The organism is Kitasatospora sp. NPDC001225 (assembly GCF_053597855.1).
In genome coordinates, this window is record NZ_JBSFJC010000045.1 from 48,202 (window position 1) to 62,160 (window position 13,959).

A 13,959-nucleotide genomic window follows, 5' to 3' on the forward strand; every position below is an offset into this window, starting at 1 on the left:
GGTCGATTTGACAGCAGCGCGAGGCCGTCGGCACGTGGAGCGTCGCCGTCCTGCCGGCCAGCAGCATGGTGGGGTGAGTTGATTCTCTACTACATCAAGGCGGTCCGCTGTCACCATGACTTCCTGATGAGCGCCACTGAAGACGATCTTTCAGGGATGGCGGCCAAGAGGTTCTCCCGGCAGCCGACCGAGATGGGACGTGCCCAGTAGAAGCGCGCGGAGCCCGGCAAGCGTGAAGAAGTAGGGTCAGGCGCGCATTGATCTGTACGGCTTTGGCAAACTGACGGACAGGGAGCGCTCGGAGGTCGGGGAGGAGATGATCCATGAAATTCTCACCGACCCGAGCGCGAAGAGGGTGATCAATCCTCACGCCAAGGACCCGAAGAAATATGGAGGGGCGACTCTTGATATCAAGATCGATGGAGGGTGGGGGCCAGGTGGTATATGACGAACGGATCCCTGGCGTTCGCTGGATTCCTCTAGTTCTTGAGTCGAAGGTGGTCGACCGTGGAATATGATCCGAATCACTTCGAGGTCGACGGTGCCCTGCGCGATATCTCTGTACTTGATATCGGAATCCAGGAATGGGAGCTGATGATGTCGGCGCTCCCGGAGCTGGGTGCCATGGTCGCTCTTGAGATTGATTCTGAATCGAGTCCTGAGATATGGGATCCGGCAGAACTCTTTTCGCTTCTGGAGAGTGATGATGATGCGTCGGCAAAGCTGACCGTCGAGGTGGGTGGAATCGAGTTCCGGTGCTACTTCTATCGTGTTTGTGAGATCGAGTTCACTTTCGATCCCGGGTCGGTGGGAGGTGTCGAAGATTTCGCAAGCCTGGAAAAGTTCATCAGGTGGCTCGGTGAATCCTGTCGGAGACGCGTTTCCATGACTATGGAGGGGGTCGGCGGGGCGCCTTTCCCGGCGCTGCTGGAGTATGACCCGCAGGGCTGACGTGGGTCAGTGAGAAGGTGCCCACCCCGTTCGGAGCGGGGTGGGCACCTTTTGCGTTGCCTGCCGACAGGTTCCGCGTCGACGCCCGTACGTCCGGCCGACCCGCCTCCGGATCCAGGGGTCCCGCCGCGCCTGTACATGGTGGAGCGGGACCTCGGTCGGTCTGGCAGGGTTCACGCTGTGTCGCGCTGGGTGATCGTGGTGTCACGCGGGTAGGACTGTGGCTGTCCTGAACGGGCGTTGCCGAGACATCGCAGGAGCCGCGAGTGGCCGCTTACCACGACAGTGACGGAGCCGAGCAGGTACCGGCGCAGGATGCCCCGCCGCCGCCCGCCGAACTGGTGGCGCTGGCGCGGGCGTACGGGGTGGACGTCCGGTACCCGGGGCCGGGCGGGCAGGCGGTGGGGGCGCGGACGCTGGTGGCGGTGCTGGGGGCGATGGGGGTGGCGGCCGGGTCGCCGCAGGAGGTGGGGGAGGCGCTGGAGCGTCACCGGGCCGGGCAGCGGGCCCGGTTGCTGCCGCCGTGCGTGGTGGTCCGGCAGGGGCGGCGGACGGCGCTGGACGTGCCGGCGGACGCCCGGTTGCGGGTGGAGCTGGAGGACGGCGGGAGTTGGGAGCTGCCCCGGGGGCACTCGCACTGGGTGCCGGGGGACCTGCCGTTGGGAATGCATGTCCTGGTGGCGGAAACCGGCACGAGGACCGCGCGGGCCGCGCTGGTGGTCGCCCCCGAGCGGCTGCCGCAACTCCCGGGCCGCAGCTGGGGGTTCCTCGCCCAGCTGTACTCCGTGCTCTCCGAGCGCTCCTGGGGCATGGGCGACCTCGGGGACCTCGTCGAGCTGGCCCGGTGGGCGGGGGCCGGCCTCGGCGCGGGCTTCGTGCAGATCAACCCGCTGCACCAGGCCCTGCCCGGCGCCCCCTCCGACCCGTCCCCGTACCGCCCGTCCTCGCGCCGCTTCGCCGACCCGGTGCACCTGCGGATCGAGGCCGTCCCCGAGTACGCCTACCTGACCGGCGCCGGGCGCGAGCAGGCCGAGGAGCTGACCCGGCGGGCCGCCCGGCTGCGCGACGAGGTGCTGGTCCACGACGCCCTGATCGACCGGGACGCCGTCTGGCAGCTCAAGCGCGAGGCCCTGGAGCTGCTGCACGAGGTGCCGCGCGGCCCCGGGCGGCAGGCCGAGTACGACGCGTACCGGCTCCGCGAGGGCGAGTGGCTGTACCGGCACGCGCTGTGGAACGCCCTGGCCGAGGAGCACGGCACCGACTGGCACCACTGGCCGAAGGGGCTGCGTCACCCGGACGGCCCACAGGTCGAGCACGCCGCCAAGGAGCTCGAGGAGCGGGTCGAGTTCCACCGCTGGCTCGCCTGGCAGGTCGACCAGCAGCTCGCCCACGCCCAGCGGGCGGCCCGCGAGGCCGGCATGCCGGTCGGCCTGATCCACGACCTGGCCGTCGGCGTCCACCCGGACGGCGCGGACGCCTGGGCGCTGCAGGACGTGCTGGCCGGCGGCATCTCGGTCGGTGCCCCGCCGGACGCCTTCAACGCCCACGGCCAGGACTGGGGCCTGCCGCCCTGGCGCCCGGACGCGCTCGCCGAAGCCGGCTACGCCCCGTACGCGGAGCTGCTGCGGGCCACCGCCCGGCACGCGGGGGCCCTGCGGATCGACCACGTGATGGGCCTGTTCCGGCTCTGGTGGGTGCCGCAGGGGCACCCGCCGACCGAGGGCGCGTACGTGCGCTACGACGCCGAGGCGATGCTCGGCGTGCTGGCGCTGGAGGCGCACCGGGCGGGGACGGCGGTGATCGGCGAGGACCTCGGCACGGTGGAGCCGGGGGTGCGGGAGGAGCTGGCGGCGCGCGGGGTGCTCGGCACGTCCGTGCTCTGGTTCGAGCGGGACTGGCGGGGCGACGGCGCGATCCTCGGCCCGGACCGCTGGCGGTCCGGCTGCCTGGCCACCCTCACCACCCACGACCTGCCCAGCACCGCGGCCCGGCTCTCCGGCGAGCACGTCGAGCTGCGGCACCGGCTGGGCCTGCTGGCCCGGCCGCTGGGGGAGGAGCAGGGGCAGGCGGCGGCGGAGCTGGCGGACTGGCGGGCCGAGCTGGGCCGGCTCGGGCTGCTGGCCGAGGGCGAGCCGCTGACGATGCCGGTGCTGTACCGCTTCCTGCGGGCCACCCCGGCGGAGCTGGTCGGGGTCTGGCTGCCGGACCTGGTCGGGGACCCGCGTCCGCAGAACCTGCCCGGCACCTGGGACCAGTACCCGAACTGGCGCCTGCCGGTTGCGGACGGCTCCGGCGACCCGGTCACCCTCGAACGGCTGGCCACCGCCCCGGCCGCCGGCCTGCTCGCCTGGCTCCTGGCCCCGCGCGGTTCCGCCGGGTCGGCCCCGAGGCACGTCCTCCCGTCCCGCCCGACCGACCCCGACGAGCGCGCCCCCGTAAGCGGCGGGTAAGTTGGAAACGTGGACAAGAGGAACGCTTTGCGAGCCGGCGCGGTCTCCGCAACGGTCACGCTGATGATGCTGCTGTCGTCGCCCGCCATGGCCTTCACCAGGGACGACGGTGATGACCCCGGTTCCGGCCTGAGTGTGGGCCAGACCCTCGGCCTGTACGTGTTTCTCCCGCTGGTCGCCTTCGCGGTGATCGCCGGTCTGGCGGGCCTGCCCTACGGCAAGGGCAAGAAGAAGTAACACCCGCGCAGACGTCCCCAGGACTCGCACGACCCGCAGGTCCCGTACGACCTGCAGAGCCCGCACCACCCGCAAGGCCCGCAAGACCGCGAAGGGGCGCCGGACGATCCCGTCCGGCGCCCCTTCGCGGTTGCGAGGAGACCGTCAGCGGCCGCCCGCCGCACGGTCGGCCGCCTGGGCCTTGAGCGCGCGCTCGACGCCCGCCCGGGCCTCGACGACCTGGCGCCGCAGCGCCGGGGCCGGCTCGGCCGAGGCCAGCCACGCGTCGGTGGCCTCCAGGGTCGCGGCCGTCACCTGGAGGGCCGGGTACAGCCCGACGATGATCTGCTGCGAGATCTCGTGGCTGCGGGTCTCCCAGACGCCCTTGACCGCCGCGAAGTACTTCGCCGCGTACGGCGCGAGCAGCTCACGCTGGTCGGACTGCTGGAAGCCGGCGATGACGGCCTCCTGCACATAGTTCGTCAGCTTGTCGGACTCCACCACCGACGCCCAGGCCTCCGCCTTGGCCCCGGCGGTCGGCCGGGCGGCGCGGCAGGTGGCCGCGTGCTCCTGGCCGGCCGCGGTGTTGTCCCGCTCCAGCTCGGCGGCGATGGCGGCCTCGTCGGCCCGGCCGGTGGCGGCGAGGCGCACCAGCAGGGTCCAGCGCAGCTCGGTGTCCACCGCGAGGCCCTTGATCTCGACCGAGCCGTCCAGCAGCCCGGCGAGCAGGCCCAGCTGACCGTCGGTACGGGCGACCGAGGCGAGGGCGCGGGCCCAGGCCAGCTGGTGGTCGCTGCCGGGCTCGGCGGCGCGCAGGTGCTCCTCCGCGGCGGCGGCCCAGCGGTCGAGGCCCTGCTCGCGCCACTGCGGGTCGGTGTAGGCGTCGAGGGCGAGCTTGACCTGGCGGTGCACGGACTGCACCACGCCGATGTCGCTCTCGCGCCCGATGCCGGACAGCGCCAGCGCCAGGTAGTCGCGGGCGGCCAGCTCGCCGTCGCGGGTCATGTCCCAGGCGGAGGCCCAGCACAGCGCGCGCGGCAGCGACTCGGTGAAGCCGCCGAGGTGCTCGGTGACGACGGCCAGCGAGTCCTCGTCCAGCCGGATCTTGGCGTACGAGAGGTCGTCGTCGTTCAGCAGCACGACGGCCGGGCGGTGCCGGCCGACCAGCTCGGGCACCTCGGTGCGCGGGCCGTCGACGTCCAGCTCGATCCGGTCGGTGCGCACCAGCGCGTCGCCGTTCAGCTCGTACAGGCCGATCGCGATGCGGTGCGGCCGCAGCACGGCCTCGCCCTTGGCGCCGGCGGGCAGCGCGGGGGCCTCCTGGAGCACCGCGAAGGACTCGATCTCGCCGTCGGTGTTGAGCACGATCGAGGGCCGCAGCACGTTGATGCCGGCGGTCTCCAGCCAGGCCTTGGACCAGGCCTTGAGGTCGCGGCCGCTGGCCTCCTCCAGGGCGCCGAGCAGGTCGCTGAGCCGGGTGTTGCCCCAGGCGTGGCGCTTGAAGTACGCCTGCACGCCCTGGAAGAAGGCGTCCTGGCCGACGTACGCCACCAGCTGCTTGAGCACCGAGGCGCCCTTGGCGTAGGTGATGCCGTCGAAGTTGACCTGGACGTCCTCCAGGTCGTTGATGTCCGCCATGATCGGGTGGGTGGACGGCAGCTGGTCCTGCCGGTACGCCCAGGTCTTCATCTGGTTGGCGAAGGTGGTCCAGGAGTGCGGCCACTTGGAGCCCGGGGCCTCGGCCTGGCAGACCGCCTCGGCGTAGGTCGCGAAGGACTCGTTGAGCCAGAGGTCGTTCCACCACTCCATGGTGACGAGGTCGCCGAACCACATGTGGGCGAGCTCGTGCAGGATCGTCGCGGCCCGGGCCTCGTACGCGGCGTCGGTGACCTTGGAGCGGAACACGTACTGGTCGCGCAGGGTGACGGCGCCCGCGTTCTCCATCGCGCCGGCGTTGAACTCCGGGACGAAGAGCTGGTCGTACTTGGCGAACGGGTACGGGAAGTCGAACTTCTCCTGGAAGTAGTCGAAGCCCTGCTTGGTGACCTCGAAGACGGCCTCCGGGTCCAGGAACTCGCGCAGCGAGGGCCGGCAGTAGACGCCCAGCGGCACCTTCTGCTCGCCGTTCTCGTAGGTGTCGAAGACCCCGACGTACGGGCCGGCGACGAGCGCGGTGATGTAGGTGGAGATCCGGCCGGTGGGCTCGAACGTCCAGACCCGGGTGTCGCCCTCGCCGACCGGCTCCGGGGTCGGCGAGTTGGAGACCACGACCCAGCCCTCCGGCGCGGTCACGGTGAACGCGAACGCGGCCTTCAGGTCGGGCTGCTCGAAGTTGGCGAAGACCCGGCGGGCGTCCGGCACCTCGAACTGGGTGTACAGGTAGGTCTCGCCGTCGACCGGGTCGACGAACCGGTGCAGGCCCTCACCGGTGTTGGTGTACTCGCAGTTCGCGACGACCCGCAGCTCGTTCTCGGCGGCGAGGCCCGGCAGCGGGATGCGGCTGTCGGCGAAGGTCGCCGGGTCGAGCCGCACGCCGTTGAGGGTGATCTCCTCGACGCTCGGGGCGACGAGGTCGATGAAGGTCTCCGCCCCCGGGGTGGTGGCGGTGAACCGGACCACGGTGGTGGACCGGAAGGTACCGCCCTCGCGGGCCGAACCGAGGTCGAGCTCGATGTCGTACGCGTCCACGTGGAGGAGGTCGGCCCGGGTGCGGGCCTCCTCACGGGTCAGGTTTGTGCCGGGCACTCGCTGCACTCCTTTGTCAGACTGATGGTCCGAATCCTCGCACGTCCAACGGACGGGGCGGCCGAAAAATCACAGGCGGGGCGGGCTCGGGCGATCAGCCCGTGCCCGCCCCGCCCGTGTCGGTCGCCGCGCGGCCCGCGACGAGGGGTCACGCCCCCGGGATCAGCCCCGGAGGCGCCCCGGCGTCACTTCTTCCACTTGGTCAGCGGACCGTCGCTGGCGCTGTAGCGGCGGAACGCGTAGACGGCGGCGCCGTCGTCCGAGACCAGGTACTCGGAGGTGCTGCTGCCGATGCCCATGCTGCTCGGCATCGTCATGGTGCCGAGGTCGGACATCGAGCCGTCGGTCGGGGAGAGCGTCACCAGCCGGGCCGGCTTGTTGTAGCCCTGGTCGACGATCGCGCGGACCTTGCCGTCCTTGTCGGTCCCGGCCACCAGGCGCATGTCGTTGCTCGTCGAACCGGAGTTGGCCGACCACAGCCGCTTGCCGGTGTTCAGGTCGTAGGCGTTGATGCCCGGCTTGCCGCCGCTGACCTGGACGTACAGCGTGGTGCCGCTGACCACGTTGCGGGTGAGGGCCTCGTTCTGGCCGGAGAGGCGCAGGCTGTCCGCGCCGGGCTCCTTGACGGACATCTGGGTGCCCGGCTTGTTGTCCTTGTCGAACGGCAGGACGTAGTCGCCCTGCGGGCCGTTGCCCATCAGCAGCACCAGCGGCTTGTCCTGGACGACCGAGTCGACCTCCTCGATGTTGCCGGTGAGGGTGATCGGGGTGCTGGCCGGCTTGCCGGTCTCGGCGTTGACGATGACCAGCTGCGACTTCGGGCCGCTGGTGCCGTAGCAGCGGTCGCTGACCGCGATCTGGGCGCCGGCCGCCTTGCCGCGCAGGACGCAGTCCTTGTCGCGCGGCTGGTACTGCCAGGCCGGCTGGCCGTTGGCGATGTTCAGGGCGGCGACGGCGTTGCCGCCGACGGCGACGACGTTCTCGGTGACGCTGAGGGTCGGCGAGGACATCCGGTCGGCCGAGACCTTGACGCTCCAGAGCAGCTTGCCCTGGGTCAGGTCGATGGCGCCGACGGTGGAGCAGTCGCTGTCACCGGTGTTGAAGGAGACGGCGGCGACGCCCTTGGAGTTGGCGGCGTACGAGGCGGTGCACAGCTCCTTGCTGCCGGCCGGGGCGGCGATGGTCCACGCCTCCTTGCCGTCGGTCAGGTTGAAGGCCCTGATCCCGGAGCTGTCGACGCGCACCGCGAGCTTGTCGGTGCCCCAGACGCCGAGCATCTGGTTCGAGCTGTCCGCGTTGGCCGGCTTGGGGGCGCTCCAGGCGACGTTGAAGGTGGCGCCCTTGGGAGCGGGGCCGGGGGTGGGGCCGCTGCTGGTCCCGCCGTTGTCGGTGGTGCCGGTGCTGACCGGGTCCGGGCCCGGGTCGGGGGCGGGCTTGGGGTCCTTGAGCAGGACGACCAGGGCGACCACGATCGAGATCGCCAGCACACCGCCGATGATCCCGCCCCACAGCATCACCGGGTTGCGCTGCTTGGGCGCGACCGGTGCGACGGGGTAGCCGTACCCGGGCTGCTGCGGGTAGTTGTAGCCGCCCGGGTTGTAGGCCTGCCCGGCGTCCGGGGCACCGTACGGGGCACCGGGGACCGGGTCGTACGGGCCGACCGGCGCGGCACCGGGCGGCGGCGGGGCCTGGCTGGGGAACCCGGGGGCGGTCGGCGCGTACGCCGCGTACTCCGGGCTGCCGACCGACGGCTGCGCGGGCGGCTGCACGGGCGGTGCCGGCGGCTGGCCGGGCGGCGGGCCCGCGGGCGCGACCGGGCCCGGGGTGACCTGCCCCGGGACGGCGGCGCCGTCGAGCTGCGTCATCTGGTCCGCGACGGCGGCCGGATCGACACCGCCGCCCGGCGGGCGCCCGAACGAGACGCCCCGGTTGTCCTGCGGACCGCTGCCGGGCGTTTCGCCTGCACCCGGCGTAGGGTGATCCCCTGCCATCTGATTCCCCGTCATGTCTGGATGCGTCCCCCTGGCGGTGCCGTCCACGGCCCCGATGGGACGGGTGAGAAGTGGCACCATGTTAGTGGTGCGTGGTTTTCGGCCGTCGCCAGGACAGCGGTTCCCCGTCCCCGCAGGTCCAGGCCGCGCAACACCTTCACCCCCCGAACACCCCGCCCCCACCTGCGCGCCCCCGCTCGCCGGCCCGCGCCGGGCGGCCGCCGTCCGCGCCTCCCTGCGCGCCCGCCCGCCGCAGCCGGGATCCCCGCCCGGGCCCCCGGGCCGTACCCTTCAGGAGTTGAAGGGGACGCCCGGCGGAGGGGTCCCCGCCCTGGGAGGGTGGATCATGTCGACGGACACACCGGGCTCGCAGTCGTCGCTGCACCGGGCGAACCTGGAACGGGTGCTCCGCGCGGTGCGGATGGCCGGCTCGCTGACCCAGGCCGAGATCGCCCGCGGCACCGGACTGTCCGCGGCCACCGTGTCCAACATCGTGCGGGAGTTGAAGGAGAGCGGCACCGTCGTGGTCGCCGACACCTCCTCCGGCGGCCGCCGCGCCCGCAGCGTCTCGCTCAGCGGGGACGCCGGCATCGTGGTCGGCATCGACTTCGGCCACACCCACCTGCGCGTCGCGGTCGGGAACCTGGCCCACCGGGTGCTGGCCGAGGAGAGCGCCCCGATCGACGTCGACGTCTCCGCCCAGCAGGGCTTCGACCGCGCCGAGGCGATGGTCGAGCGGCTGCTGACGCAGGCGGGCTTCCGTTCCGACAAGGTGATCGGCGTCGGCCTCGGCGTGCCCGGCCCGATCGACGTGGAGACCGGCGCGCTCGGCTCCACCGCGATCCTGCCCGGCTGGACGGGCATCGCCCCGGGCCGGGAGCTGGCCGAGCGGCTCGGCATGCCGGTGCACGTGGACAACGACGCCAACCTGGGTGCGCTCGGCGAGCTGGTCTGGGGCGCCGGCCGCGGGCTGAGCGACCTCGCCTACATCAAGGTCGCCAGCGGGGTCGGCGCCGGGCTGGTGGTGAACGGCCAGATCTACCGCGGCCCGGGCGGCACCGCGGGTGAGATCGGGCACATCACCCTGGACGAGGCCGGGCCGGTCTGCCGCTGCGGCAACCGCGGCTGCCTGGAGACCTTCGTCGGCTCCCGCTACCTGCTCTCGCTGCTCGCCCCCACCCTCGGCCAGGACCTCAGCCTGCCCCGGGTGGTCGAGCTGGCCCAGCAGGGCGACCTCGGCTGCCGCCGGGTGATCGCCGACGCGGGCCGGCAGATCGGCACCGGCGTCGCCACCCTCTGCAACCTGCTGAACCCCCGCCGGGTGATCCTCGGCGGGGACCTCGCCGAGGCCGGTGAGCTGGTGCTCGCCCCGATCCGGGACTCGGTGGCCCGGTACGCGATCCCGAGCGCCGCCCGTCAGCTCTCGGTCGTCCCCGGCACCCTCGGCGGCCGGGCCGAGGTGCTCGGCGCGCTGGCCCTGGTGATGAGCGAGATGGGGGAGTCGGGCGCGCTGGGCCGCGGCTGACACCGCCGTCCGGTCCGCCCGCGTATTCAAACGCCTGTACGTCAACCTGAGGTGACCCGGCTTCCCGGCCCGACCTCCCGGAATGGCGGTAACCGAACGGTGGCACCGGGCGCGCCGCTTGGTGTCCGGCAGGCGGACATTAGACTCGACCGGTCGCCACCGGCCGGACCGTCGGACTGCCGCCGGACCGGGCAGCGACGCCCGTCGGACCGTCCGTGGTCCGCGAACACTGAACGAGGAGGAACGGGTGGCCCTGCTGACCCGCATTCGGGGACCGCGCGATCTCGACCGGCTCACGCCCGGACAGCTGGCCGCACTGGCCCAGGAGATCCGGACCTTCCTGGTGACCGAGGTCTCCAAGACGGGTGGCCACCTCGGGCCCAACCTCGGCGTGGTGGAGCTCACCATCGCGCTGCACCGGGTCTTCGACTCCCCGCGCGACCGCATCCTCTTCGACACCGGCCACCAGAGCTACGTCCACAAGCTGCTCACCGGCCGCCAGGACTTCTCCCGGCTGCGGATGAAGGGCGGCCTGTCCGGCTACCCGTCCCGGGCCGAGTCCGAGCACGACGTGATCGAGAACTCGCACGCCTCCACGGTCCTCTCGTACGCCGACGGCCTGGCCAAGGCCAACCAGATCCTGGGCAAGAACGACCCGGTCGTCGCGGTGATCGGCGACGGCGCGCTCACCGGCGGCATGGCCTGGGAGGCGCTCAACAACATCGCCGACGCCAAGGACCGCCCGCTCGTCATCGTCGTGAACGACAACGAGCGCTCGTACTCCCCGACCATCGGCGGCCTGGCCAACCACCTCGCCACCCTGCGCACCACCCAGGGCTACGAGCGCTTCCTGTCCTGGGGCAAGGACGCGCTCCAGCGCACCCCGGTGGTCGGCCAGCAGCTGTTCGAGACGCTGCACGGCGCCAAGAAGGGCCTCAAGGACTTCATCGCCCCGCAGGGCATGTTCGAGGACCTCGGCCTCAAGTACATCGGCCCGATCGACGGCCACGACATGGCCGCCCTGGAGTCCGCGCTGACCAAGGCGCGCGGCTTCGGCGGCCCGGTGATCGTGCACTGCCTCACCGAGAAGGGCCGCGGCTACCACGCCGCCGAGAACAACGACGAGGACCGCTTCCACGCGGTCGGCAAGATCCACCCGGAGACCGGCCTGCCGATCACGAGCGGTGGCGGCCGGAGCTGGACCTCGGTCTTCGCCGAGGAGATGGTCGCGCTCGGCCACGAGCGCGAGGACATCGTCGGCATCACCGCCGCGATGCTCCACCCGGTGGGCCTGGCCCCGTTCGCCGAGGCCTTCCCGGACCGGATCTTCGACGTCGGCATCGCCGAGCAGCACGCCGTCACCAGCGCGGCCGGCCTGGCCACCAACGGCCTGCACCCGGTGTTCGCGGTCTACGCGACCTTCCTCAACCGGGCCTTCGACCAGGTCCTGATGGACGTCGCCCTGCACAAGCTGGGCGTCACCTTCGTCCTGGACCGGGCCGGCGTCACCGGCGACGACGGCGCCTCGCACAACGGCATGTGGGACATGTCGATGCTGCAGATCATCCCGACCCTGCGGCTGGCCGCCCCGCGCGACGCCGACCAGGTCCGCGCGCAGCTGCGCGAGGCCGTCGAGGTCAAGGACGCCCCGACCGTGGTCCGCTACTCCAAGGGCACGGTCGGCCCGGCCGTCCCCGCGGTCGGCCGGATCGGCGGCATGGACGTGCTGCGCGCCGCCGAGGAGCCCTCCGGCGCCCACCGCGCCGACGTGCTGATCGTCTCGGTCGGCGCGATGGCCCCCACCAGCCTGGAGGTCGCCGACCTGCTGGCCGCCCAGGGCGTCACCGCCACCGTGGTGGACCCGCGCTGGGTCAAGCCGGTGGACGCGGCCCTGCCGGGCCTGGCCGCCGAGCACCGGGTGGTCGTCACGATCGAGGACAACGGCCGGGTGGGCGGCGTCGGCGCCGCCGTGGCGCAGGCGCTGCGGGACGCGGACGTGGACCTGCCGGTGCGCGACTTCGGCATCCCGCAGGAGTTCCTGGACCACGCCAGCCGGGCCGAGATCCTGGCCGAGATCGGCCTGAACGCCCCGGACATCGCCCGAAAGGTGACGGCTCTGGTCGCCAAGCTGGACGCGGCGCCGGTCAAGGCCTGACCGGAGGCCGTCCGGGGGAGCGGTCACCCGTTCCGCAGACGACCGTTTGTCGTAACTCCGTAACAGTTCGTCACGGAACAAGCTGACAATCGCACTGAAAGGCGGGACCGGCGCCACCGGCGCCGATCCCGCCCGGTAGGTTGTCACCCGTGCCGACCCCCACCCGCCTCCGCCTCACCGGACTGGCCGAGCGCCTGCCCGAGCGCGTCCGTACCCGTGTTCTCACCGGGTACTGGACCAGGCTGGTGCCGGTGCTCGCGCTGGTCGCGCTGCTCACCCACATCCCCTCCTTCGCCCGGCCCGTCTGGAGCCCGGACGAGGGCTTCCTGGCCACCCAGGCCCGGATGCTGGCGGACGGCGGGGTGCTGTACGACACCGTGGTGGACCGCAAACCACCGCTGCTGCCCTGGCTCTACCAGGCCTGCTTCGCGGTCTTCGGCTCCGCCTCGCTCTGGCCGCTGCGCACCCTGGCGGTGGTGGCCCACCTGGTCACCGCGATCCTGCTGGCCTCGATCGCCCGCGGCCGCTGGGGCAACCGGGCCGGGGCCGGGGCCGGACTGCTCTACCTGCTGGTCTCCATCGGGCTCTCCCCGGAGGACACCCAGGCGGCGACCTTCGAGGTCTTCATGCTGCCCGCCATGGTGGCCGCCTTCCGGTACGCCGAACGGCGCCGCTGGCTGGCCGCGGGCATCGCGGTCGCCCTCTGCTCACTGACCAAGCAGACCGGCGGCGCGGTGCTGCTGCCGGTGCTCTGGATGCTGTTCCAGGACGCCCGCCGGCGCGGGGTGCGCTGGCCGCCCGCGCTGTTCAAGATCGGGTTCGGCTTCACCCTGCCGATAGCGCTGGTCGCGGTGATCCTCACCAAGCCCAAGGGCTTCCTCTTCTGGGTGGTCACCGGCAGCGGCGACTACGCCTCCTTCGGCGGCGCCTGGCTCCAGATGCTCGGCCGGGCCTTCGGCAACTCGGCCATCCTGGCCGCGGCCGGCCTGGGCTTCCTGCTCCCGGTCGGACGCCGGCTCTGGCTCAAGCACCGCCACCGCCCGCTGCCGGTGGCCGGCGAGGAGCACGGCTCGACCACCGACCTGTGGGTCTGGCTGCTCTCCTCGGTCGTCGCGGTCAGCGTGGGCTTCCACTTCTTCGGCCACTACTACCTCCAGCTGATCCCGCCGCTGGTGCTGCTGGGCACCGGAGCGGTCGCCACCTCGGCGATCCGCTGGAAGCCCGTCCTGCTGTACACCACGGCCGCCGCCACGGTGTTCTGGAGCCTGGCGCTGGCCTGGCCGGGGGAGCGGCTCAACCGCACCACCGAGGTCGCCACCGCCGTCGCCGCCCAGACCACCCCCAAGGACACCGTGCTGGTCTGGGGCATGCACCCCGAGCTGTACTGGCTGGCCGACCGCAAGCCCGCCACCCGCTACCTGACCGCCGGCTTCCTCACCAACTACAGCGGCGGCAAGGACGGCAACCAGAACGTCGGCGAGCAGTTCAGCGTCTCCAACGCCTGGCAGACCTTCGACAAGGAGCTGGCCAACGGCCTGCCCGAGGTCGTGGTCGACGACTCCGGCATCGCCCCGTACCAGCCGGTCATGGTCCCCCGGATCGAGAACCTGCTGGACACCCACTACGAGATGGTCGGTGTCTTCGCCGACACCGTGGTGTACCGCCTCAAGCACTGAGGCGGCCCGTACCCCGTTCCTCGCGGAAACGCCGTACACGCCGGGTTCCCGGCGGCAGCGCCGTACACAGGACCTCGGGCGGAAACGCCGTACACGCCGCGTCCGGGCGGCAGCCCCGTACACACGGAGGAGCCCCGGTGTCCGCATGGTGACCCGGGCGCCACCGTGTTGGGGGGGGGGGGTTAGCGGGGACCCCGGCCCCCCCGGGGGGGTGGAATGCCTTGCCGGTTAACCCCACCGTGAGGCCCTC

Annotated in this window: 8 protein-coding genes; 6 read left to right on the forward strand and 2 right to left on the reverse strand. The window is 72.2% G+C overall.

Features of this window, described 5'->3' with window-relative positions:
* Positions 1–507: 507 nt before the first annotated feature.
* The 3 genes from ACWDCZ_RS17970 (at position 508) to ACWDCZ_RS17980 (ending at position 3,638) form a co-directional block, all read left to right on the forward strand.
* Positions 508–951, forward strand: a complete 444-nt coding sequence (locus ACWDCZ_RS17970) for a hypothetical protein (protein ID WP_449816360.1) — start codon at positions 508–510, stop codon at positions 949–951.
* Between the two features lie 266 nt (positions 952–1,217).
* Positions 1,218–3,401 (forward strand): 4-alpha-glucanotransferase, encoded by a 2,184-nt coding sequence (gene malQ, locus ACWDCZ_RS17975; RefSeq protein ID WP_449816361.1) that lies wholly within the window; start codon positions 1,218–1,220, stop codon positions 3,399–3,401.
* Between the two features lie 9 nt (positions 3,402–3,410).
* Entirely contained in the window at positions 3,411–3,638 is a 228-nt protein-coding gene (locus ACWDCZ_RS17980) for a hypothetical protein (RefSeq protein ID WP_030238515.1), read from the forward strand.
* Between the two features lie 144 nt (positions 3,639–3,782).
* Here ACWDCZ_RS17980 and pepN read toward each other — a convergent pair whose 3' ends face one another.
* Together pepN and ACWDCZ_RS17990 are read right to left on the reverse strand one after the other, a co-directional pair.
* Positions 3,783–6,362, reverse strand: a complete 2,580-nt coding sequence (gene pepN / locus ACWDCZ_RS17985) for an aminopeptidase N (protein ID WP_074005616.1) — start codon at positions 6,360–6,362, stop codon at positions 3,783–3,785.
* Between the two features lie 185 nt (positions 6,363–6,547).
* Positions 6,548–8,227: an outer membrane protein assembly factor BamB family protein gene (locus ACWDCZ_RS17990; protein WP_117489916.1), complete on the reverse strand. Its 1,680-nt coding sequence runs from the start codon at positions 8,225–8,227 to the stop codon at positions 6,548–6,550.
* Positions 8,228–8,699: 472 nt separating this feature from the next.
* Here ACWDCZ_RS17990 and ACWDCZ_RS17995 point away from each other — a divergent pair, with 472 nt between their 5' ends.
* From ACWDCZ_RS17995 to ACWDCZ_RS18005, 3 genes are all read left to right on the forward strand, one after another.
* Positions 8,700–9,878 carry an ROK family transcriptional regulator gene (locus ACWDCZ_RS17995; protein ID WP_449816362.1) on the forward strand — a complete coding sequence of 393 codons (1,179 nt, stop codon included), beginning with the start codon at positions 8,700–8,702 and terminating at the stop codon, positions 9,876–9,878.
* Between the two features lie 247 nt (positions 9,879–10,125).
* A complete protein-coding gene (gene dxs / locus ACWDCZ_RS18000; RefSeq protein ID WP_387825953.1) occupies positions 10,126–12,033 on the forward strand; it encodes a 1-deoxy-D-xylulose-5-phosphate synthase in 1,908 nt (635 codons plus the stop codon).
* 149 nt (positions 12,034–12,182) lie between these two features.
* Positions 12,183–13,709, forward strand: a complete 1,527-nt coding sequence (locus ACWDCZ_RS18005) for an ArnT family glycosyltransferase (RefSeq protein ID WP_234348350.1) — start codon at positions 12,183–12,185, stop codon at positions 13,707–13,709.
* Positions 13,710–13,959: the final 250 nt, after the last annotated feature.

Bases quoted from the DNA above. Each gene is read 5' to 3' on its own strand.
- ACWDCZ_RS17990 (WP_117489916.1), bottom strand. From the start codon at position 8,227: ATGACGCAGCTCGACGGCGCCGCCGTCCCGGGGCAGGTCACCCCGGGC.
- ACWDCZ_RS17995 (WP_449816362.1), top strand. From the start codon at position 8,700: ATGTCGACGGACACACCGGGCTCGCAGTCGTCGCTGCACCGGGCGAAC.